The organism is Azospirillum endophyticum, assembly GCF_016595245.1.
Taxonomy (GTDB): domain Bacteria; phylum Pseudomonadota; class Alphaproteobacteria; order Azospirillales; family Azospirillaceae; genus Azospirillum; species Azospirillum endophyticum.
On sequence record NZ_JAENHM010000025.1, the window covers coordinates 37,901 to 58,235 of the forward strand.

Annotated in this window: 20 protein-coding genes; 13 read left to right on the plus strand and 7 right to left on the minus strand. The window is 66.7% G+C overall.

Annotation, left to right across the window (positions count from 1 at the left end):
• Positions 1–9: 9 nt before the first annotated feature.
• Positions 10–318, minus strand: coding sequence for a putative quinol monooxygenase (locus tag JHL17_RS07335; protein WP_200191581.1), 309 nt, complete (start codon positions 316–318; stop codon positions 10–12).
• 397 nt (positions 319–715) lie between these two features.
• Between JHL17_RS07335 and JHL17_RS07340 the strand changes: the two genes are divergently transcribed.
• Positions 716–1,714 carry a GlxA family transcriptional regulator gene (locus tag JHL17_RS07340; RefSeq protein WP_200191583.1) on the plus strand — a complete coding sequence of 333 codons (999 nt, stop codon included), beginning with the start codon at positions 716–718 and terminating at the stop codon, positions 1,712–1,714.
• Positions 1,715–1,844: 130 nt separating this feature from the next.
• Positions 1,845–2,603 (plus strand): SDR family oxidoreductase, encoded by a 759-nt coding sequence (locus tag JHL17_RS07345; RefSeq protein WP_200191585.1) that lies wholly within the window; start codon positions 1,845–1,847, stop codon positions 2,601–2,603.
• A gap of 185 nt (positions 2,604–2,788) precedes the next feature.
• Here JHL17_RS07345 and JHL17_RS37850 read toward each other — a convergent pair whose 3' ends face one another.
• The 3 genes from JHL17_RS37850 to JHL17_RS07360 all read right to left on the minus strand — a co-directional run bounded on the left by JHL17_RS37850 (position 2,789) and on the right by JHL17_RS07360 (position 5,121).
• Positions 2,789–3,541: a molybdopterin cofactor-binding domain-containing protein gene (locus JHL17_RS37850; RefSeq protein WP_200191587.1), complete on the minus strand. Its 753-nt coding sequence runs from the start codon at positions 3,539–3,541 to the stop codon at positions 2,789–2,791.
• A complete protein-coding gene (locus JHL17_RS07355; protein WP_200191993.1) occupies positions 3,436–3,972 on the minus strand; it encodes a molybdopterin cofactor-binding domain-containing protein in 537 nt (178 codons plus the stop codon). The genes JHL17_RS37850 and JHL17_RS07355 overlap by 106 nt, the downstream gene beginning before the upstream one ends.
• A 156-nt stretch (positions 3,973–4,128) precedes the next feature.
• On the minus strand, positions 4,129–5,121 hold the full coding sequence (locus JHL17_RS07360; protein WP_425599592.1) for an alpha/beta fold hydrolase: 993 nt from the start codon (positions 5,119–5,121) through the stop codon (positions 4,129–4,131).
• A 313-nt stretch (positions 5,122–5,434) separates the two neighbouring features.
• On the opposite strand from JHL17_RS07360, the gene JHL17_RS07365 reads away from it, so the two are divergent.
• From JHL17_RS07365 to JHL17_RS07380, 4 genes are all read left to right on the plus strand, one after another.
• Positions 5,435–5,620, plus strand: a complete 186-nt coding sequence (locus JHL17_RS07365) for a hypothetical protein (RefSeq protein ID WP_200191589.1) — start codon at positions 5,435–5,437, stop codon at positions 5,618–5,620.
• A 120-nt stretch (positions 5,621–5,740) separates the two neighbouring features.
• Positions 5,741–6,394, plus strand: coding sequence for an MFS transporter (locus JHL17_RS07370; RefSeq protein ID WP_200191591.1), 654 nt, complete (start codon positions 5,741–5,743; stop codon positions 6,392–6,394).
• 314 nt (positions 6,395–6,708) lie between these two features.
• Positions 6,709–8,865 carry a mechanosensitive ion channel domain-containing protein gene (locus tag JHL17_RS37855; RefSeq protein WP_200191593.1) on the plus strand — a complete coding sequence of 719 codons (2,157 nt, stop codon included), beginning with the start codon at positions 6,709–6,711 and terminating at the stop codon, positions 8,863–8,865.
• A gap of 269 nt (positions 8,866–9,134) precedes the next feature.
• Positions 9,135–9,632, plus strand: coding sequence for a BLUF domain-containing protein (locus tag JHL17_RS07380; RefSeq protein ID WP_200191595.1), 498 nt, complete (start codon positions 9,135–9,137; stop codon positions 9,630–9,632).
• A gap of 45 nt (positions 9,633–9,677) precedes the next feature.
• Here JHL17_RS07380 and JHL17_RS07385 read toward each other — a convergent pair whose 3' ends face one another.
• On the minus strand, positions 9,678–10,661 hold the full coding sequence (locus JHL17_RS07385) for a LysR substrate-binding domain-containing protein (RefSeq protein ID WP_247893375.1): 984 nt from the start codon (positions 10,659–10,661) through the stop codon (positions 9,678–9,680).
• 180 nt (positions 10,662–10,841) lie between these two features.
• Here JHL17_RS07385 and JHL17_RS07390 point away from each other — a divergent pair, with 180 nt between their 5' ends.
• From JHL17_RS07390 to JHL17_RS07420, 7 genes are all read left to right on the plus strand, one after another.
• Positions 10,842–11,591, plus strand: coding sequence for an SDR family NAD(P)-dependent oxidoreductase (locus JHL17_RS07390; RefSeq protein ID WP_200191597.1), 750 nt, complete (start codon positions 10,842–10,844; stop codon positions 11,589–11,591).
• A gap of 25 nt (positions 11,592–11,616) precedes the next feature.
• Positions 11,617–12,474, plus strand: a complete 858-nt coding sequence (locus JHL17_RS07395; RefSeq protein WP_200191600.1) for a thiamine pyrophosphate-dependent enzyme — start codon at positions 11,617–11,619, stop codon at positions 12,472–12,474.
• The gene (locus tag JHL17_RS07400) at positions 12,471–13,487 is read left to right on the plus strand and encodes a transketolase family protein (protein ID WP_200191602.1); all 1,017 of its coding nucleotides are present in this window, start codon (positions 12,471–12,473) and stop codon (positions 13,485–13,487) included. Before JHL17_RS07395 ends, JHL17_RS07400 begins: the two co-directional genes overlap by 4 nt.
• A 246-nt stretch (positions 13,488–13,733) precedes the next feature.
• Positions 13,734–14,759, plus strand: a complete 1,026-nt coding sequence (locus tag JHL17_RS07405; protein WP_200191604.1) for a TRAP transporter substrate-binding protein — start codon at positions 13,734–13,736, stop codon at positions 14,757–14,759.
• A gap of 135 nt (positions 14,760–14,894) precedes the next feature.
• The gene (locus JHL17_RS07410) at positions 14,895–16,784 is read left to right on the plus strand and encodes a TRAP transporter large permease (RefSeq protein WP_200191606.1); all 1,890 of its coding nucleotides are present in this window, start codon (positions 14,895–14,897) and stop codon (positions 16,782–16,784) included.
• A 26-nt stretch (positions 16,785–16,810) separates the two neighbouring features.
• The gene (locus JHL17_RS07415; protein WP_200191608.1) at positions 16,811–17,704 is read left to right on the plus strand and encodes an NAD(P)-dependent oxidoreductase; all 894 of its coding nucleotides are present in this window, start codon (positions 16,811–16,813) and stop codon (positions 17,702–17,704) included.
• A 72-nt stretch (positions 17,705–17,776) separates the two neighbouring features.
• The gene (locus JHL17_RS07420) at positions 17,777–18,076 is read left to right on the plus strand and encodes a Rossmann-fold NAD(P)-binding domain-containing protein (protein ID WP_200191610.1); all 300 of its coding nucleotides are present in this window, start codon (positions 17,777–17,779) and stop codon (positions 18,074–18,076) included.
• A gap of 31 nt (positions 18,077–18,107) precedes the next feature.
• On the opposite strand, the gene JHL17_RS07425 is transcribed toward JHL17_RS07420, so the two are convergent.
• Both JHL17_RS07425 and JHL17_RS07430 read right to left on the minus strand, forming a co-directional pair.
• Entirely contained in the window at positions 18,108–19,679 is a 1,572-nt protein-coding gene (locus JHL17_RS07425; RefSeq protein ID WP_200191612.1) for a GMC family oxidoreductase, read from the minus strand.
• Positions 19,680–19,757: 78 nt separating this feature from the next.
• On the minus strand, positions 19,758–20,312 hold the full coding sequence (locus JHL17_RS07430; RefSeq protein ID WP_200191614.1) for a twin-arginine translocation signal domain-containing protein: 555 nt from the start codon (positions 20,310–20,312) through the stop codon (positions 19,758–19,760).
• Positions 20,313–20,335 lie beyond the last annotated feature (23 nt).

Sequence of the window (20,335 nt, forward strand, 5' to 3'; positions counted from 1 at the left end):
CCCGTCCGATCAGGCGATCCGGCGCAGCAGGTCGATCCGCAGCGGTTCGCCCAGCAGCGTGTCGAATTGCGCGGCGAGGCCGGTGAAGGCGGCGCCCGCCGCATGGGTGTCGAGGGCGGCCTGATCCTGCCAAACCTCGTACATCACGATGGTGCCGGGCCGCTCGCGGCTGACATGGGCGGAGTAGGCGAGGCAGCCCGGTTCCTTCAGCACGACCGGAACGATGGCGGTGATCGCGTCGGCCAGCGCCTGCTCCTGACCAGGCTTGGCGACGAGATAGGCGACGAGTTGAATCTGGTCGCTCGGCGGAACGGTCATTGCGATGTCTCCCTCATGAATGGCCCGCTGAATGGGTAACGGAACCGGATTTGCGGCGATCCTGGTCTGAGGACGCGATGCCGGCAACCCGGCGTCTCGGTCCGTGACGAAGGAGTAGCTGCCGATCGTCAAGAACGGAAATGCATAGTCGCGATTTCGACGAGAAGAAAATCGGATCGCTTCTCCGCCCGCTCGATTTTGGGAAAACGCAAATCCCGCCAGTCACCCGGGCAAAAACGGGCATCCCGCACCGATCTCCCACACAGACGCGATGTCCGAAATCGTGGTGTCTTTGACATTCCAGACAAGCCCGCGACCTCATAATCTGGTCTCGGCCGCGGGGTCCGGGGGCGCAACGGCTTCGGGGACATCGCGGGGCTGGGAGGCGGAAAAAGACATGCTCACCATCGGTTTCGTGGTGTTCGACGATTTCCAGGTGATGGGAATGGCGGCGCTCTCGGCTTTCGAGATGGCGAACCTCGTGCTCGATCGGCAGGCTTATCACGTTCATGTCCTGTCGGAGCAGGGTGGCCCGGTCCGCAACTCACTGGGCTTCGCCGTCGACACGCAGCCGTTCGACGATGCCGTCTTCGACACGACGATGACCATTGGATCGTTGCGGGTCAAGCCGTCCAGCTCCGGCTTGCTGGCCTACCTGCGCGATGCCGCCGGTACCTCGCGCCGGATCGCCGGCATCTGCACGGGTGCCTATGTCCTGGCCGAAGCCGGCCTGCTCGACGGGCGCCGCGCCACCACCCACTGGAGCCATGCCCGTACCCTCCAGCGCCTCTACCCCAAGGTGAGGGTGGAGGAGGACCGCATTTTCAGCGTCGACGGCAATGTCTGGACCTCGGCCGGCATGACCGCCGGCCTCGACCTCGCCATGGCGCTGGTCGAGGATGATTTCGGGGTGGAGGTCGCCAAGGCGGTGGCACGCAAGCTGGTGGTCTATCTGCGCCGGCCCGGCGGCCAGTCGCAATTCTCCGCCCTGCTGGATCTGGAGCCGCGTTCCGACCGCGTACGGCGGGCGCTGGTCCATGCCAAGGAGAATCTGAGGAACGACCTGTCGGTGGAGGAACTGGCGGAAGCCGCCAACCTCAGCCCCCGCCAGTTCAGCCGCCTGTTCCGCCAGGAAACCGGCCAGACCCCGGCCAAGGCGGTCGAGCATCTGCGGCTGGAGGCGGCACGCGTGATGATGGAGGAGGGGCGCCATTCGATGGACGTCATCGCCCGCGAAACCGGTTTCGCCGATCGCGAGCGCATGCGCCGGGCCTTCCTGCGCGCCTACGGTCAGCCGCCCCAGGTGATCCGCCGTTCGGTGGAGAGCGACCGCATCACGTCCCCGGGATCGGCGGCCTTCCAGTCAGGCTCGGCCGAATCGAGCGTTAATACCTAGATATGGCTCCCGAAATACTTCGGGCACGGTAGCTTTTCACATCATCCGAGACGGCGCTTCCATGGGGAACACCAGTGTTCTCCCAACGCTCCTGCTCGCTTAATCTTCCCCTAAGAACGGACATCCAGCCATGCAGCTTACCGACAACACCATCTTCATCACCGGCGCCACCTCCGGCATCGGCCGTGGACTTGCCGAGGCTTTCCACAAGCTGGGCAATCGGGTCATCATCGCCGGCCGGCGCAAGGCCCTGCTGGAACAGGTGACCGCCGCCAATCCCGGCATGAAGGCCATCGAACTGGATATCGCCGACCCGATCAGCATCCAGGCGGCGGCCGAGCGTCTGGTGGCCGAGAACCCGACGCTGAACGTCCTGATCAACAATGCCGGCATCATGCCGTTCGACGATGCCTCCGGCCCGATGGACGACGCCCAGGCGCTGTCCATCGTCACGACCAATCTGCTCGGTCCCATCCGCATGACCTCGGCGCTGATCGAGCATCTGAAGGCGCAGCCGCGGGCGGCGATCGTCAACAACACCTCCGTGCTCGCCTACACGCCGCTGGCCAATACGGCGGTCTATTCCGCCAGCAAGGCGGCGCTGCACAGCTACACGCTGTCCCAGCGCTTCATGCTGCGCAACACCAGCGTCACCGTGCAGGAGATCGCTCCGCCCTGGGTCAACACCGACCTGATCAAGAAGGGCGACGATCCCCGCGCCATGCCGCTGGACGCCTTCATCGAGCAGACGATGGCGGCGCTGGCGACCGACGCGGAAGAGGCGATCGTCGAAAGCGCCCGTCCGATGCGCGACAACGCCGGCCCGCAGGAGCATGCCCTGGTCATGGGCTTCAACAGCTACATCGCCGAGAACCCGATCCCGGTCTGATCGCCCGGTCTGATCGCCCGGTCTGATCGAACGCAAGACGAAAAGGCCGCCGGGCGGAAACCCCGCGGCCTTTTCATCGTCCATCAATCCTGTGCGGGGGCATTCCGGGCAGCCGTCCTTCGATGGCGTGAATATCGTGGGAACCACTTTCCCAGACATTCACGCATTGCGGAGAGCGCGTAGCCTCAGACCCCGATCTTGTTCTTCGCCAGCGGAAGGCTGCGGATTCGCTGGCCGGTCAGCGCCGCCACGGCATTCACCACGGCGGGCGGCACGCCGGGCAGGCCCGGTTCGCCGACGCCCCCCATCGGGGCGCCGCTTTCCACGATCGCCACATGCACGGCGGGCATGGAGCGGCGGGACAGGATCGGGTAGTCGTCGAAATTGTGCGACTGCCGGACGCCGTCCTTATAGACGAGTTCCTCGAACAGCGTGGCCGACAGGCCGAGCGCCGCGGCGGCTTCCACCTGCGACGTCACGATGGCCGGGTTGACGATGCTGCCGGGATCGAAGGCGACCCAGACATTATGGACCTGCGTCTCCCCGCCCTGGACCGACACCTCGGCGATCGTCGCGGCTTCCGACCCGAAGGGGGAGGCCATGGAGACGCCGCGTGCGCGCCGTACTCCGTCCACCTCATAGGGGCCGCGCTTCCAGCCGCCGGACATCGTCGCAACCGTTTCCAGCAGCTTGGCATGGCGCGGCTTGTCCTTCAGCAATTCCAGCCGCAGGGCGAAGGGGCCCCGGCCGCCGGCATCGGCGATCTCGTCCAGGAAACCTTCATAGAAGAAATCGTTCATCGAATGGCCGACCGAGCGCCAGAAGGCGATCGTCACCGGATGCGGGAGCTTGACGTGGTCCACTCGGCGGTTGGGGATGGCGTAGGGCTTCTCCGTGATGCCCTCCACCGCCGAGCTGTCGACGGGATCCGTGAACACCGCGCCGAACCAGCGGCCGAGCGGCCCTTCGCCCACCGTGCGCACCTGGATCGCGTTTGGGCGCCCGTCGGCACCGAGGGCGGCGCGAAGCTGAGCGGACGCAGGGCGTCCATGCGGAACTCCTCCTCGCGCGACCACAGCACCTTCACCGGCCTGCCGGTGGCCTTGGCCAGCTGGATGGCCTGCAGGAACGGGTTGGCGGCGCCATAGAGAAAATGCCGGCCGAAGAAGCCGCCCAGGATCGGCGAATGCAGGATGACCTTCTCCGGCGGCAGCCCGGCGGTCTGGGCCGCCACCGACTGGAACAGCTCCGGCATCTGGTTGGGCGCCCACAGCTCCAGCGTGCCGTCGGAATTGAAGCGCGCCATGGAGGAGGTCGGCTCCAACTGGCCGTGGACCAGATAGGGGGCGTCATACTCCGCCTCGATCACCTTGGCGGCCTTGGCGAAGGCGGCGGCGGCATCCCCCTCGGACTCCGCCGCACGCGTCTTATTTCAACGACCGGAGCGGGATGCGTCATTCATACCTGCGTATAGGTTGACCCCCGCGGCACCGGTCGCGGCTCCGCGGGGGTGAACCGAGCGATGTCAGGCCTTGAAGAAGGCCAGCAGGTCGGCGTTGATGGTCTCCGCATGGGTGGTCGCCATGCCGTGCGGGAAGCCCTTGTAGACCTTCAGCGTCCCCTTCGGCAGCAGCTTGGACGACAGCAGCGCGGAGTCGGCGATCGGCACGATCTGGTCGTCGTCGCCATGCATCACCAGGGTCGGGATGTCGATCTTCTTCAGATCCTCGGTGAAATCGGTCTCCGAGAAGGCCTTGATGCAGTCGTAATGGGCCTTGGCGCCGCCCATCATGCCCTGGCGCCACCAATTGTCGATGACACCCTGCGAGACCTTGGCGCCGTCGCGGTTGAAGCCGTAGAAGGGGCCGGACGGGATGTCCCGGAAGAACTGGGCGCGGTTGGCGGCCAGCGCCGTGCGGAAGCCGTCGAACACCTCCAGCGGCAGGCCGCCGGGATTGGCTTCCGTCTTGACCATGATCGGCGGAACGGCGCCGAGCAGCGCCGCCTTGCCGGCCCGCGCGGTGCCGTGGCGACCGAGATAGCGCGCCACCTCGCCGCCGCCGGTCGAATGGCCGACATGGAAGACGGTCTTCAACCCCAGCCCGGCGACGACGGCCAGCACGTCGTCGGCGTAGGTGTTCATCTCGTTCCCGGTCGCCGTCTGGGTCGAACGGCCGTGCCCGCGCCGGTCATGGGCGACGACGCGGTAGCCGTGGTTCAGGAAGAACAGCATCTGGGCGTCCCAATCGTCGGCGCTCAGCGGCCAACCATGGTGGAACATGACGGTCTGGGCGTCGCGCGGTCCCCAATCCTTGTAGTAGATCGAGGCGCCATCCTTGGCGGTGACGAACCCGTCTTCGGTCTTGCCGTTGGTCATCGTCCGTCTCCCTTCGCTTTTGTGGGTGGCGGCGGCGCTGGCATCGGCAGCGCCCAGTATGGCGGCGGTGGCGCCGGCGGCGGCCGCGCCGACGATGAGGGTGCGGCGGGTGGCGTCCGGCGTGGAGGAATCGAATGGCATCGTGATGTCCCTGTCAATGCGTCGAAGGTCGTTCGATTGGCGCCGCGGAACGCCGATGTCTCCATGGCTACCGGATTTACTCACTATTCAAAGCTATCCCTAGGTATTAATAATCTCCATAAGGAAATAATCGGCATCTGCAAGAGGTTGTGGCGGATCATTCATGTCTTGATTTGCGGAATATCGGCGGAAAAGGACATGATCTTCTCCATTCGATAGCTCGGAAGCGTCGATCCCTTTCGTTCGGCAAGACTAATTGACTGAATTCTTATGAACGCCTTCGCGCACTCGGGTTGGTGGAAGGGGGAGGTTGATGGCATCGTCGAAGATCGTCGCAGGTGATCCGCCCCCGCTGTCGTACCCCGCCACCATCCTGGCGCTGACGATCGGCAAGCTGTTCTTCCCGGTCCAGTCGGCGTTCGGGCCGCTGCTGCTGGCGCTGCTGGCCTTCGGGACCGGCTTCGTCGTCCGGCCGCTGGGGGGGGCGCTCAGCGGCTAGCTGCTGTCGACCCATCTGCCGCCCGATGCGCTGGAGGCCTGGGGATGGCGCGTCCCGTTTCTGGCCGGGCTGTCGATCCTCCCGGTCGGCCTGTATCTGCGCCGTCTGCTGCCCGAGACCATGCGCCCTAATCCCGGCCGCACGGCAGTCCTGGCGGAACTGCTGTCCGGCCATCGGGCGAAGCTCGTGGTCGGGGTGCTGATGATCATGGGCGGCACCGCCTCCACCTACGTCAACATCGACTACATGCCGACCTATCTGATTTGGATGGCCGGCCTGCCGCCGCAGACGGCCTTCCTGACGGGCTGCGTCGCCGGGGCGACCATGCTGCTGGTGGCGCCCCTGGCCGGACTGCTGTCGGACCGGGTGGGCCGCCGCCGCCCCTTCGTCGTCTGGACCGCACTCGCCAACCTTCTCCTGACCTATCCCGCATTCCGGGTGCTGTCCGATCTCCCCGGCGTTCCGGCGGCACTGGCGACGGTCGGGCTGCTGATCGCCATCAACGCCGCCGGGGCAGGAGCCTGCCTGCTTCTGCTGATGGAGAGTTTCCCGTCGCGCGTCCGGGCATCCGGCCTGTCCATCATCTACAGCATCGGGGTATCGGTCTTCGGCGGCTTCGCCCAATTCATCGTCACCTGGCTCATCAGCGTCACCGGCGACCCCATGTCTCCCGCCTGGTACGTCTCGGCCTGCGCGTTCGTGATGCTCTGCGCCTCCTTCCGCATGCGCGAGATCCGGGTGCCGCGGAGCTTCGGCACGCCGGTCGAAACCTAACTGTCCGCCGGCTGACGCCCGTTCCGGCCGGCCCGTGCAGGGCGCTTGCCTATGGGCTATGCCATCGCAGACCGGCGGGCGGACGGCCCGGAGCGTGACGATGGCCTTTCCCATCCTGTTGTCGTCGGGTCGCCCATTGAACGCTTCAGGAGACCATGGTTTTTGCCGAATGCGGCGCGCGAGCGCCAGCGGATCGCTGCCGATGGACGCACTGCGGTTTCATTGGCCTGCTCTGTCTCGTCCTCATCGGGCTTTCCTCCATCGCGACGGCCGGACCCGCCTTCGCGCAGTCCCCGCTGTCGACGACGACACCTGTGTCCGGGCCGGCAGCGGAACCGAACCCGAAGGAGATCGGCCGCCTGATCGAGTCACTTGAGACCCCCGCCACGCGCGAGGCGTTGCTCAACCAACTCAGGGCCTTGCAGCAGGCCGAACAGGCGGCCGAGCCCGACCGGGAGGCGGAGGGGCTCGGCACCCGCCTACTGACCATTCTCTCGGCCCGGCTCGACAATCTGGGGGAGGAGGTGCGGACGACCGGCGAGGTGGTGCTGAACGCTCCGCAGGGGATGCGCTGGCTGCAGCGGCAGGCCTTGAACCCCGAACAGCGGGCGACCTGGGCTTGGCTGTTCGCCGAACTGGCTCTCGTCCTCCTTGCCGGACACAGCACCCGGCTGGTCACGACCCGCCTGCTGCGCCGGCCGCGGGCGATCCTGGCGGCACGACCCTTCCATTCGGCGATCGCCAAGCTGCCGTTGCTGCTGGTCCGCGCATTGATGGACCTGGCACCGATCGCCGCCTTTGCCGTGGCGGGGTTCGGCGTCCTGGTGCTGATCGATCCGCCGGTGACGGTCCGGCTGCTGGGGGTGGCCTTTCTGAACGCCAGCCTGTTCGTGCAGGTCGTGCTCCTGGTGATGCGCGGGCTTCTGTCCCCGCGCTCCACGAATCTGCGGCTGATCCCGATGAGCGACCCGGCGGCGCGGCGGCTGTTGCTGTGGGGCCGCGCCATCGCAGCCGCCACCGTCTACGGCTTGTTCGCGGCCGGGACCGTCCGCACGCTGGGATTGCCGGAGCAATCCTACGACACGCTGGTGAAGCTGGTCGGCCTCGCCGATGCGATCATGCTGACCACGCTGGTGCTGCAAAGCCGGGCCGCCGTGGCCTCCTGGCTGCGCGGGGAGATTTCGGCGGCTCATCAGGCTCCCGAACATGAGAAGGATGTGCCGGTGGCGGCGAGGACCACGCGTCCCGGCCGTCTTCTGCGCGCCGCCGGCCGGCGCCTGGCCAATGTCTGGCATGCCGTGGCCATCCTCTACATCATGGCGCTGTTCGGCATCTGGGCGCTGGAGGTCGAAGGGGGGCTGTGGTTCGTCCTGCGGGCCACCGCCGTCTCGCTGACGACGGTCGCGGTCGCCCGGATCCTCGCACGCGGGATCGCGCGGGGCTCGGCGGGGCTGCGCCACCGGCTGGACCGCCAGCGCTCGACCTGGGGCGAGCACCGCATCAAGCGCTACATCGGGCCGGCGACGCGGCTGCTGCATTGGTCCGTCGCGGTGGCAGCGGGACTTGTCGTGCTGAATGCCTGGGGGTTGGATGTCCGGGGCTCGCTCGAAATGGCCCTGGGCTGGCGGGTCCTGGCGTCCAGCTTCGCCATCCTGCTGGTCGGCGCCATCGCGCTCGCCGTCTGGGAGCTGACCAACGCCGTCATCGAACGGAACCTGTCCACCACCGACCGCAACGGCCATGCCATCCAGCGCAGCGCACGGATCCGCACCCTGCTGCCGTTGCTGCGCAATGCCCTGATGGTGGTGCTGATCACCTTCGTGACGTTGATCACCCTGTCGGAGCTGGGGCTGGACATCGGCCCGCTGCTGGCCGGCGCCGGCGTCGTCGGTCTGGCCGTCGGCTTCGGTGCCCAGACGCTGGTGAAGGATGTCATCACCGGCCTGTTCATCCTGTTCGAAGACACGATCTCGGTCGGCGACGTGGTGAATGTCGGCGGCAAGGGCGGGCTGGTGGAAGGCATCACCATCCGTACCATCCGGCTGCGGGATTTCGACGGCACGGTGCACACCGTGCCGTTCAGCGCAGTGACCAGCATCTCCAACATGACCAAGGACTTCAGCTATTACGTGTTCGACGTCACGGTGGCCTATCGGGAGGATGTCGACCGGGTCGTCTCCGTGCTGCACGAGATCGGGGCCGGCCTGCGCGCCGATCCGCGCTTCGCCCCCCTGATCCTGGAGCCGCTGGAGGTGCTGGGCATCGACGCCTTCCAGGACTCCGCCGTCCTGATCAAGGCGCGCATCAAGACCCTGCCGATCCAGCAATGGAACGTGGGGCGCGAGTTCAACGGGCGCATGAAGAAGCGCTTCCACGAATTGGGGATCGCCATCCCGTTCCCGCAGCGGATCCTGCACATTGCGTCGACCAAACTCGACAGGGCAGGCGTCTACGGCGAAGCGGCGGAATGAGCAGAGCGGTCACGCTTGGCCAAAGATTGCGAAGCCGCCGTGAACCGGAAGGAATTGGCATCCGGCGCGGCGGTTTCCGCATAGGCCCGCTGGAGTCGAAACCGCATTTCTGCCCGAAAGAACGATGCGCATACGCCCTTTCGGTTTCCGACTCTGCACGGAAGCCATGCTGCCTTTTTGTGCGATGACATTGCGATCAATTGAAATAAATTGATGGGAGCTGTTCAGCGTCCGAATTGTTTGGACGTTCTTCGGTGGAGAAGGCTTGCATGCTGCAGATCGTCTTCCGAAGCCATTTGACGAAATTGTTATCCTATACCGATATCCAGAGACTGTGTTTGGCTGCCGCCAGAAACAACAGAAAGGCTGGAGTTTCCGGATTCATGATCGAGTGCGGCGGAGTGTTCCTGGTCTCCATCGAGGGGGAGCATCGTGATGTCCACGGAGTGCTCGACCGGATTTTCCAATATCCCCATCACGACGGTATAGAGATCGTCTATTCCGAAGAGAATCTCGGCCGTAGGCGATTCGGGGCTTGGGCCATGAACGTCATGTTCATGGACGATGACGTGTTCTGGCAGACGGTGTTCGGGTCCGGTCTTTCCTGCGACGAGATTTTGCTCCACCGAACCATGGAACCGGTCTTTGCTCTTGGCTTGCTTGCTATGGCTTACCATTACGCTTGTTCACGGACAAAAATCCTTCCCTCTCCGGTGGGGGCCAGACCGGGGCGGATTCCGCGGATCAGCCACATGTTCCGACGCTGAACGGCGGAGTTTCTTCCGCGCGCCGATGAAAATGCGCGTCCTGTCTCAGAGTTCAGGCGCCCCCGCGGTCGGCGGCCCCAGCGAGGCGAGATGCTGCTCCTCCCACTGGCGGCAGGCGTCCAACTCGTCGAACAGCCAGTCGCGGAACAGCCGGATCTTCGGAAGGGCGGCCGTCGATTTCAGCGTGACGAAGCCATGCCCCTGCGCCCGCAGGCCGCGGGTGGGGAAGGGGACGACGAGCCGACCGGACTGAAGCTCCTGCCGGGCCAGCAGCAGGCTGTCCAGGCACACCCCCATCCCGTTCGCCGCGGCATTGATCGCCATGAAGGAGCGGTCGAAGCGCAGGCCGCGCTCCATGTCGAGATGGACGTTGCGGTGCCGGCGGGCCCAGTCGCGCCAGCCGACGATGTTGACCTCCGAATGGATCAGGACATGGTGGCCGAGATCCTTGGGGCCGCGGATCGGATTGAGGCCGTTTGCCAGGGCGGGAGAGCACATCGGGACGATGATGTCCTCCGGGAACTGGTCGAGGACGCAGCCGGCGGGCGGTGGTCCGGGATTGTAGCGGATGTCGACGTCCACCGCCCCCGCCGTCAGGTCGATGGGCGAGACCGAGGCCTGCAGCCGGATGTCGATGGCGGGATGCAGCGCCTTGACCCGGTTCAGCCGCGGCATCAGCCATTGCGTGGCGAAGCTCGGCATCGACCGGACGGTGAGGATGGTGGTGCCGCTGCCGGTCGTGGTGACGTTGCGGGTGGCGGCCTCCATCCGGGCGAAGGCGCCGATGATCTCGGCGGCATAGCTGCGGCCAGCGTCGGTCAGGGCGACGGACCGGTGAACACGATGGAACAGCGGCAGGCCCAGCTGTTCCTCCAGAATTTTCACCTGATGGCTGATCGCCGACGGCGTCAGTCCCAGATCCTCCGCCGCGGTCGCGAAGGAACCCAGCCGAGCCGCAGCTTCGAAGGCTTGCAAAGCCTTGATCGAGACCCGCTTTCGCATCGCACCCTTCAGATGAATTAGGTTCATGTATTTGCGATCTTATTCGTTTGTCGAATTCATCTCAAGATCATAGGATCAAATCAATCATCGGCTGGACGAATCGTCCGAAAGCCTGATCGAAATCTTGCAACCGAGCGAAATTGACGCTCCGCCGCGGCATCCCCAGGGCCGCCACGGCGGAGCCTGCTTCGAGAGGAGGGAGCGAACATGTTGCTGTCCAACAAGGTCTGCGTGATCACCGGCGCCGCGTCGCGCCGTGGTATCGGCCGGGCGACCGCGAGGCTTTTCGCCCTGCATGGCGGGCGGGCGATCATCCTGGACCTCGACCCCGCCCAGGCCGCCGAGGCTGCCGCCGAGCTGGGCGAGGCGCATCGCGGCCTTGCCTGCGACGTAACCGACCGCGATGCCTGTTTCGCCGCGGCCGGCCGCATCGTCGAGGAGTTCGGCCGCATCGACGTGCTGGTCAACAATGCCGGCATCACCCAGCCGCTGAAACTCATGGACATCGGCCCGAAGAACTACGAGGCGGTGACCGACGTCAGCCTGCGCGGCACGCTTTACATGAGCCAGGCGGTCGTCCCCCACATGCGGGAGCGCAAGTCCGGCTCCATCGTCTGCATCTCGTCGGTTTCGGCGCAGCGCGGCGGCGGCATCTTCGGCGGCCCCCATTACAGCGCGGCGAAGGCCGGCGTCCTGGGTCTGGCCAAGGCGATGGCGCGCGAACTCGGGCCGGACAACGTCCGCGTCAATTCGGTCACTCCCGGCCTGATCCAGACCGACATCACCGGCGACAAGCTGACCGCCGAGTTGCGGACGGAAATCCTGAAGGGAATCCCGCTGAACCGCCTGGGCGACGCCGACGATGTGGCCCGTTCCTGCCTGTTCCTGGCGTCCGAGCTGTCCTCCTACATCACCGGCGCCACGCTCGACGTCAATGGCGGCATGCTGATCCACTGATCCCGAACGGACGGAGACATTCCCCGTGGACACAAGACACGACGCCACCCCGCTGGGGCACAATGTGCCGATCGCCGAACGCGCCTACCGCATCCGCCGCAACGCCCTGCTGATGGGCGAAGTGCAGGGCCAGGGCTATATCGGGCAGGCGCTGGACATCGCCGACGTGCTGGCGGTCTCCTACTTCCATGCCATGCGCTACCGCCCCGAGGATCCGCATTGGGAGGAGCGCGACCGCTTCCTGCTGTCGAACGGCCATTACGCCATCGCGCTCTATGCCGCCCTGATCGAGGCCGGCATCGTCCCGGCCGAAGAGCTGGAGACCTACGGCAGCGACGACAGCCGCCTGCCGATGTCGGGCATGGCCGCCTATACGCCGGGCATGGAGATGTCGGGCGGCTCGCTCGGCCTCGGCCTCGGCATCGCGGTCGGCATCGGGCTGGGGCTGAAGCGCAAGAACTCCGCCAGCCGCGTCTACACCCTGTGCTCCGACGGCGAGCTGGACGAGGGCTCGGTGTGGGAGGCCATCATGTCGGCCGCCCATTACAAGCTCGACAACCTGATCGCCATCGTCGACGTCAACAACCAGCAGGCCGACGGTCCGTCGACCCAGGTGATGGCATTCGAGCCGCTGGTGGACAAGCTGGAGGCCTTCGGCTGGTTCGTCCAGCGGATCGACGGCAACGACATGGACGCGGTGGTCGCCGCCTTCGACGTCGCCCGGTCCCACCCCGAGCCCAAGCCGCGGATGATCGTCTGCGACACCAAGATGGGCAAGGGCGTGCCCTTCCTCGAAGCCCGCGAAAAGAACCACTTCATCCGCATCGACGCGCACGAATGGCAACAGGCGCTGGACGCGCTCGACGCCGGGAGGACCGCATGAGCACCGTCACCACGACTGGCGCCGCCCCCGCCGCCAAGCCGCGCCTGAAGACCTCCGCCATGATCGCCTCGATCGCGGCGGAAGGGCAGCGGACCAGGCCCGCCCCCTTCGGCCATGCGCTGGTCGAATTGGCGAAGCAGCGGCCGGAGATCGTCGGCATGACCGCCGACCTCGGCAAATACACCGACCTGCACATCTTCGCCCAGGCCCATCCCGACCGCTTCTATCAGATGGGCATGGCCGAACAGCTGCTGATGGGGGCGGCGTCGGGCATGGCGCATGAGGGGATGATGCCCTTCGTCACCACCTATGCCGTCTTCGCCTCGCGCCGCGCCTACGACTTCGTCCACCAGACGATCGCGGAGGAGAACCGCAACGTCAAGATCGCCTGCGCCCTGCCGGGCCTGACCTCCGGCTACGGCCCCAGCCATCAGGCGGCGGAGGATCTGGCGCTGATGCGCGCCATGCCGAACATGGTGGTGATCGACCCCTGCGACGCGCATGAGATCGAGCAGGTGGTGCCCGCCATGGCCGCCCACAATGGGCCGGTCTACATGCGGCTGCTGCGCGGCAACGTCCCGCTGGTTCTGGACGAGTACGACTACAAGTTCGAACTCGGCAAGGCCAAGCTGCTGCGCGACGGCGCGGAGGTTCTGGTGATCTCGTCCGGGATCATGACGATGCGGGCGCTGGAGGTGGCGCAGCGGCTGGAGGCCGACAAGATCGGCGTCGCCGTGCTGCACGTCCCGACCATCAAGCCGCTCGACACCGTGGCCATCCTGCGCGAAGCCGGGCGGACCGGCCGCATGGTCGTGGTGGCGGAGAACCACACCGTCATCGGCGGGCTGGGCGAGGCGGTGGCCGGCACCCTGCTGCGCGCCGGCGTCGCCCCGGTCTTCCGCCAGATCGGCCTGCCCGACGAGTTCCTCAAGGCCGGCGCCCTGCCGACCCTGCACGATCTCTACGGCATCTCCACCGATGCCATGACGGCCAGCATCAAGGGCTGGCTGTAACGGATCGGCCCGCGGCGGGCGCCCCTTCCCGAACCATGGGGTGCTCGCCACCGCCACCGTCGCGTCGTCGAGGATCCCAGAGAACCGGCACACCGGCATGGCAATCGGCATCCCGACGCCGCGTCACGCGTCGGAGCGGTCAGGGATGCCGGCAAGGGTCCTTTCGGCCGGCCATCCCCTTGAGGTCCGGCCATGCTCCGCGGCGACCGAAGCCACTGAACCACAATATATTCCGGAGAGGAAACCATGCTCAAAATGCCGACCTTCCGCCCGAGCCGCCGCGCCGTCCTGGCCGCCGCCACCGCCATGCCGCTGGTCACCATCCTGAAATACCCGGCGGATGCCGCCGAATTCCAGTTCAAGTACGCCACCGGGCAGGACCCGACCCATCCCGTCAATGTCCGGGCGCAGGAAGCGATCGACCGCATCCGCGAGGCGACCTCGGGCCGGCTGGACATCAGGCTGTTCCCCGCCAACCAGCTGGGCAGCGATACCGACCTGCTGGGACAGGTCCGCAACGGCGGCGTCGAGATCTTCAATCTCAGCTCGTTGATCCTCGCCACCTTCGTCCCGGTGTCCGGCATCACCAGCATGGGCTTCGCCTTCAACGACTACAACGCCGTCTGGCAAGCGATGGACGGCGACCTCGGCAAGCACATCCGCGCGGAGATCGCCAAGACCCCGATCATGACGCTCGGCAAGATCTGGGACAACGGCTTCCGCCACATCACCTCGTCCACCCGTGTCATCAAGACCGCCGACGACATCAAGGGCTTCAAGATGCGGGTGCCGCCGGCACCGGCGCTGACCTCGCTGTTCAAGGCCATCGGCGCCGCCCCCGCCCCGATCAATTTCAACGAGCTGTATTCGGCGCTTCAGACCGTGGTGGTCGAGGGGCAGGAAAACCCGCTGGCGATCATCGCCACCGCCCGCCTGTACGAGGTGCAGAAGACCTGCAGCCTGACCGGCCATGTTTGGGACGGCTATTGGGTGCTCGGCAACAAGCGCGCCTTCGCCAAGCTGCCGGCCGACGTCCAGGCGATCGTCGGCCGCGAGCTGGACCGGTCCGCCGATGACCAGCGTGCCGACATCGCCGCCCTGAACGACAGCCTTCAGAAGGATCTGGCCGGCAAGGGGCTGACCTTCCACACGGTCGACCGCGAGCCGTTCCGCAAGGCGCTGTCCTCGACCAGCTTCTACGCGGAGTGGAAGGACAAGTACGGCGCGACCGCCTGGGAACTGCTGGAGAAGGTATCCGGCAAGCTGGGCTGATACCGCCCGGGCCGAGACTGCCGTCGATTGAGACACGGCCGATCCGCATCCCCGCCCTGGACCCGGTTCCAGGGGCGCCGCGATTGCGGAACGGCCGTCCCGTCCACCGATCGTCCATCCGAAGGGTCGGCATTCATGAACACTCCCGTCAATGCGGCGACCGCGTCACTGCACTCCTCCGGCCAGCCGGCCCACGCCGCCGGCTGGCTTGACCGCCTCGACCGGGGCATCGGGTTCCTGGTGGAATTTCCCGCGGCCTTGCTCGTCCTTGCCGAAGTCGGCGTGCTGCTGGTCGGCGTCATCTGGCGCTACCTTCTCCACAGCCCGATCATCTGGTCGGACGAGCTGGCGTCCATCCTCTTCCTCTGGCTCGCCATGTTCGGCTCGGTCGTGGCGCTGCGCCGGGGCGAGCATATGCGGATGACGGCGCTGGTCGGCATGCTGGGGCCGCGCGCCCAGGCCTTCCTCGACGTTCTCGCCATGGCCGCGGCGCTGGCCTTCCTGCTGCTGCTGGCCGAACCCGCTTATGAATTCGCATCGGAGGAGGTGTGGGTCACCACTCCGGCGCTCGACATCGCCAATTCCTGGCGCGCGGCGGCGCTGCCGGTCGGCATCGCCCTGATGATCACGGTCGCCCTGCTGCGGCTGGCCCGCGTCGGCCGCGCCATGGACGTGTTGTGGGCGGCGCTGGCGGTGGCCGCGACCATCGGCGCCGCGGTGCTGGCCGGTCCGGTCTTCGCCGGGCTCGGCAACCTCAACCTGCTGCTCTTCTTCGTCGTCGGCGTCGGGGTGATGGTGTTCCTCGGCCTGCCGATCGCCTTTTCCTTCGGGCTCGCCACCTTCGGCTATCTGTCGCTCGCCACCTCGACCCCGGCCATCGTCATGGTCGGCCGCATGGACGAGGGGATGAGCCACCTGATCCTGCTGTCGGTGCCGCTGTTCGTCTTCCTCGGCCAGCTGATCGAGATGACCGGCATGGCCCGCGCCATGGTCGGCTTCCTCGCCAGCCTGCTCGGCCATGTGCGCGGCGGCCTGTCCTATGTGCTGATCGGCGCGATGTATCTCGTGTCGGGCATTTCCGGCTCCAAGGCGGCCGACATGGCGGCGGTGGCGCCGGTGCTGTTCCCCGAGATGAAGGCGCGCGGCGCCAAGCCCGGCGATCTCGTCGCCCTGCTGTCCGCCACCGGCGCCCAGACGGAAACCATCCCGCCGTCGCTGGTCCTGATCACCATCGGCTCGGTCACCGGCGTGTCCATCGCCGCCCTGTTCACCGGCGGACTGCTGCCCGGCCTCGTGCTGGGTGTGGCGCTGGCGGCGCTGGTCTGGTGGCGCTACCGGGACGAGGATCTGTCCCATGTCCGCCGCGCCCGCCGGGGCGAGATCGCCAAGGCGTTCCTGATCGCCCTGCCGGCCATCGCCCTGCCGTTCATCATCCGCGCTGCGGTGATCGAAGGCGTGGCGACGGCGACCGAGGTGTCGACCATCGGCATCGTCTATGCCGTGGTCGCCGGGCTGCTGGTCTACCGCCAATTCGACTGGCGTCGCATTTATCCGATGCTGGTCGATACTGCCGCCCTGTCCGGCGCCATCCTGCTGATCATCGGTGCCGCCACCGGCATGGCCTGGGCGCTGACCCAGTCCGGCTTCTCCAACACCCTGGCCACGGCAATGAGGGAGCTGCCCGGCGGCGTGCCGGTGTTCATCGCGGTGTCGATCGTCGCCTTCATCGTTCTGGGCAGCGTGCTGGAAGGCATTCCCGCCATCGTGCTGTTCGGCCCGCTGCTGTTCCCCATCGCCCGCCAGATCGGCGTGCATGAGGTGCATTATGCGATGATCGTCATCCTGGCGATGGGCATCGGCCTGTTCGCCCCGCCCTTCGGCGTCGGATATTACGCCGCCTGCGCCATCAGCCGGATCAGCCCGGACGAAGGCATGAAGCCGATCCTCGGCTATCTGGCGGCATTGGCCGTCGGGCTGGTCCTGGTCGCCGCCTTCCCCTGGATCTCGATCGGTTTCCTCGGTTGAACCGGTCGGTCAGCAAGGATCATCACATGACGACGACAGTCGGTTTCATCGGTCTCGGGTCCATGGGGATGCCCATGGCGAGCAACCTGCTGGCGAAAGGCTTCGCCGTTCAGGGGTTCGACGTGCGGGGCGAGAGTGTCAGGGTTCTGGAGGCCGCCGGCGGGAAGGGAGCGCCCGACGCGGCGGCGGCGGCGGACGGCGCGGATGCACTGGTGCTGATGGTGGTCAACGCCGCGCAGGCCGACGCCGTCCTCTTCACCGACGGTGCGCTGGAAGCCTTGCCGGCCGGTGCCGCGGTGATCCTGATGGCCACCTGCCCGCCTGCCGCCGTCGCCGATCTCGCCGGACGGGTGGAGGCGGCCGGGCGCCGCTTCGTCGATGCCCCCGTTTCCGGCGGCATGGTCGGGGCGGTGGCCGGAACCCTGTCGATCATGGCGGCGGCCGATGCCGGCACCGTCGAGCGGGTGCGCCCCATCCTGGCGGCCATGGGCGACAAGGTCTTCCATGTCGGCGAGACCCCTGGACAGGGCGCCATGGTGAAGACCGTCAACCAGCTGCTGTGCGGCGTCCACATCGCTGTGGTGGCGGAAGCCTTCGCGCTCGCCGCCAAGGCGGGCGTCGATCTCGACATCCTGCTGGAGATCATGAGCGGATCCTCCGCGTCGAGCTGGATGCTGAAGGACCGCGGCCCGCGCATGCTGGAGGCGGAGCCGGGGATCACCAGCGCGGTGGACATCTTCGTCAAGGATCTCGGCATCGTGCTGGAGGCCGGGCGCGACGCCAAGGCGGCGCTGCCGCTGGCCGCCGTCGCCCACCAGATGTTTCTCGCCACCTCCGGCCGGGGCGAGGGAGGGATGGACGACAGCCAGGTGATCCGCAGCTATCACGCCGTGAACGGCACGGCGGCGGGGCGGTGCTGACGGACCGCATCGTCTTCCTCGACTGCGACACCATGGGAGCGGACGTCGCGCTGCACCGTCCCGCACGAGTGGGTGCAGCATGGCCGCACCGCACCCGAGGAGATCTCCGAGCGGGCGCGCGGCGCCGGCATCCTGAACGTCAACAAGGTGCCGACCCGCACCGGGATGCTGGGCCAATTGCCCAACTTTCGGTTCGTCGCCGTCGCCGTCGCCGCGACCGGGACCGACGCTGTGGACGTCCCCGCCTGCCGCCCATGGGGCATCCCGGTGTCGAAATTCCGTGCCTATGCCGTCCATATGGCGCCGGACCTCTACCGTCAGTTCGGCATTACGCCGGAACGGGTGGCGGAGGAGGCCCGGGCGCAGCCGTGAGCTCTGAGCGCGGCTGTGACGGCCCTCTTCTTCAGATCTCGCGCTTGCCCATCTGGTCGGCGATGTAGTCGGCCTGCCGGATCGCCAGCGCGACGATGGTCAGGGTCGGATTCTCCGACGCCCCGCTGGTGAACTGGCTGCCGTCCGACACGAACAGGTTCTTCACGTCGTGCGCCTGCCCCCACTTGTTGACGACGCCGTCGCGGGCATTGGCGCTCATGCGGTTGGTGCCGAGATTGTGGGTGGACGGGTAGGGCGGGGTGTGGATGGTCCGTGTCGCGCCCACCGCGTCATAGACGGCCGACCCGCGGCCGTAGGCGTGGGTACGCATGGCAATGTCGTTGGGGTGGTCGTCGAAATTGACGTTCGGGATGGGCAGGCCGAACTTGTCCTTCTCCGTCGCGTGCAGGGTGACGCGGTTGGTCTCGCGCGGCATGTCCTCCCCCACCAGCCACATGCCGGCGATATGGTCGTAGGCGTCCAACGCCGAGCTGAAGTCGCGGCCCCAGGCGCCGGGATCGAGGAAGGCCGCCATGAAGGGCACGCCGAGTGACAGAGTCTCCATCTCATAGCCGCCGACGAAGCCGCGCCGCGGGTCGAAGCGGGATTCGTCGCGGATGATCCCGGCCATGGTGGTGCCGCGGTACATGTGAACCGGCCGGTCGAACGTAGCATAGACCGACCCGGTCATGTGCCGCATGTAGTTGCGCCCGACCTGACCGGACGAGTTCGCCAGCCCGTCCGGGAACATCGTCGAGGCCGAGTTCAGCAGCAGGCGCGGGCTTTCGATCGAGTTGCCGGCGACCGCGACGATGCGGGCCTTCTGCCGGTGCATGGCCCCGGTGTTGTCGGCATAGAGCACGGCGTTGACCTTGCCCTTCGCGTCATGCTCGATCTTCAGCACCTGGGCGTTCGGCCGGACCTCCAGATTGCCGGTGGCCTCGCCCTTGGGGATCTCGGTGTAGAGGGTCGACCATTTCGCTCCCGACTTGCAGCCCTGGAAACAGAAGCCGATCTGCTGGCAGGCGCCGCGGCCGTCGCGCGGTTTGCTGTTGATCGACATGTTGCCGGTGTGGAACTCGCTGTAGCCCAGCTTCTTGGCGCCGGCCGCCAGCACCTTGTAATTGTTGTTACCGGGCAGGCGCGGGATGCCGTTGGTGCCGGTCGTCCCCATCTTGAACTCGGCCTTGTCGTAATAGGGCTCCATCTCCGCCAGCGTCACCGGCCAGTCGAGCAGGTTGGCGCCCTCCACCGCGCCGTAGGTCGTGCGCGTCTTGAACTCATGTTCCTGGAAGCGGAGCGAGGCGCCGGCCCAATGGACGGTGGAGCCGCCGACCGCCTTGACGATCCAGGCCGGCAGGTTGGGAAAGTCCTTCGCCACCCGCCAGCCGCCCGAGGTGGTGCGCTTGTCGAGCCAGGAGATCTGCGAGAAGCTCTTCCATTCGTCGTTCACGAAATCCCGGATCTCGTGACGCCCGCCGGCCTCCAGGCAGACGACCTTGATCCCCTTCTGCGCCAGTTCGTTCGCCAGGGTGCCGCCGCCGGCCCCCGATCCGATCACCACCACGACGCCGTCGTCGTCCATCGCGAATTTCGCAACCATGTCTCGGTCCTCCCCATTTTTTTCGGGCATTCGGTGCGTGTTCAGTGCGGCAAGCATTGATGCGAGCCGGTGGGGCCGTCAGGCGTCCTTGATCCAGTCCAGATCGTCGAAGCCGCGGTGGATGTAGCCGCCATATTCGGCCGACGCCCCTTCGTAGCCGAGCTTCGCCCACACCTCCGGCTGGTTGTAGAGGGCGACCACCATGTCGCCGCGGACCTTGCGGAAGAAGGGCGTGGTCTCGATGGATTTCAGCACCGCGACGCGGTCCGCCTCGGCCTTGATGGCGGCGTAGGGCGCGTTGCCCAGCTTGCGCGCGGCGGTGTCGAGCGCCACCGCGCCTTCGTTGAGCTGGCCCGCCAGGGTGGCGTCCTTCGCCGCCTCCTGGTCCATCGAGGCCAGCGCCTTCTCGTAATAGGCGTCGCCCAGCCGGTCGTGCGGATAGAGGTCGCGCACCATCACCAGCAAAGTCTTGGCCGCGTCCGGCTTGATGGCGGTCAGGCCCTCGGCCCAGGCCGGGGTCGCTCCGATCGACACCATGCCGCCGGAAACCGCACCGGCCGCCGCCACCGACGCGGCGGAGGTCTTCAGGAAATTCCGCCTGTTGAGCCTTGTCCGTTTGTCGAGAACGCGCATGATCGACGTCTCCTTCCCATGAG

Excerpts from the sequence above, each read along its gene's own strand:
- JHL17_RS07400 (WP_200191602.1), top strand. The coding sequence starts at position 12,471 with ATGAGCACCGTCACCACGACTGGCGCCGCCCCCGCCGCCAAGCCGCGC.
- JHL17_RS07345 (WP_200191585.1), top strand. The coding sequence starts at position 1,845 with ATGCAGCTTACCGACAACACCATCTTCATCACCGGCGCCACCTCCGGC.
- JHL17_RS07390 (WP_200191597.1), top strand. The coding sequence starts at position 10,842 with ATGTTGCTGTCCAACAAGGTCTGCGTGATCACCGGCGCCGCGTCGCGC.
- JHL17_RS07335 (WP_200191581.1), bottom strand. The coding sequence starts at position 318 with ATGACCGTTCCGCCGAGCGACCAGATTCAACTCGTCGCCTATCTCGTC.
- JHL17_RS07405 (WP_200191604.1), top strand. The coding sequence starts at position 13,734 with ATGCTCAAAATGCCGACCTTCCGCCCGAGCCGCCGCGCCGTCCTGGCC.
- JHL17_RS07340 (WP_200191583.1), top strand. The coding sequence starts at position 716 with ATGCTCACCATCGGTTTCGTGGTGTTCGACGATTTCCAGGTGATGGGA.
- JHL17_RS07380 (WP_200191595.1), top strand. The coding sequence starts at position 9,135 with ATGCTGCAGATCGTCTTCCGAAGCCATTTGACGAAATTGTTATCCTAT.
- JHL17_RS07370 (WP_200191591.1), top strand. The coding sequence starts at position 5,741 with ATGCGCCCTAATCCCGGCCGCACGGCAGTCCTGGCGGAACTGCTGTCC.
- JHL17_RS07360 (WP_425599592.1), bottom strand. The coding sequence starts at position 5,121 with ATGCCATTCGATTCCTCCACGCCGGACGCCACCCGCCGCACCCTCATC.
- JHL17_RS07430 (WP_200191614.1), bottom strand. The coding sequence starts at position 20,312 with ATGCGCGTTCTCGACAAACGGACAAGGCTCAACAGGCGGAATTTCCTG.
- JHL17_RS07410 (WP_200191606.1), top strand. The coding sequence starts at position 14,895 with ATGAACACTCCCGTCAATGCGGCGACCGCGTCACTGCACTCCTCCGGC.
- JHL17_RS07385 (WP_247893375.1), bottom strand. The coding sequence starts at position 10,661 with ATGAACCTAATTCATCTGAAGGGTGCGATGCGAAAGCGGGTCTCGATC.
- JHL17_RS07425 (WP_200191612.1), bottom strand. The coding sequence starts at position 19,679 with ATGGTTGCGAAATTCGCGATGGACGACGACGGCGTCGTGGTGGTGATC.
- JHL17_RS07365 (WP_200191589.1), top strand. The coding sequence starts at position 5,435 with ATGGCATCGTCGAAGATCGTCGCAGGTGATCCGCCCCCGCTGTCGTAC.
- JHL17_RS07415 (WP_200191608.1), top strand. The coding sequence starts at position 16,811 with ATGACGACGACAGTCGGTTTCATCGGTCTCGGGTCCATGGGGATGCCC.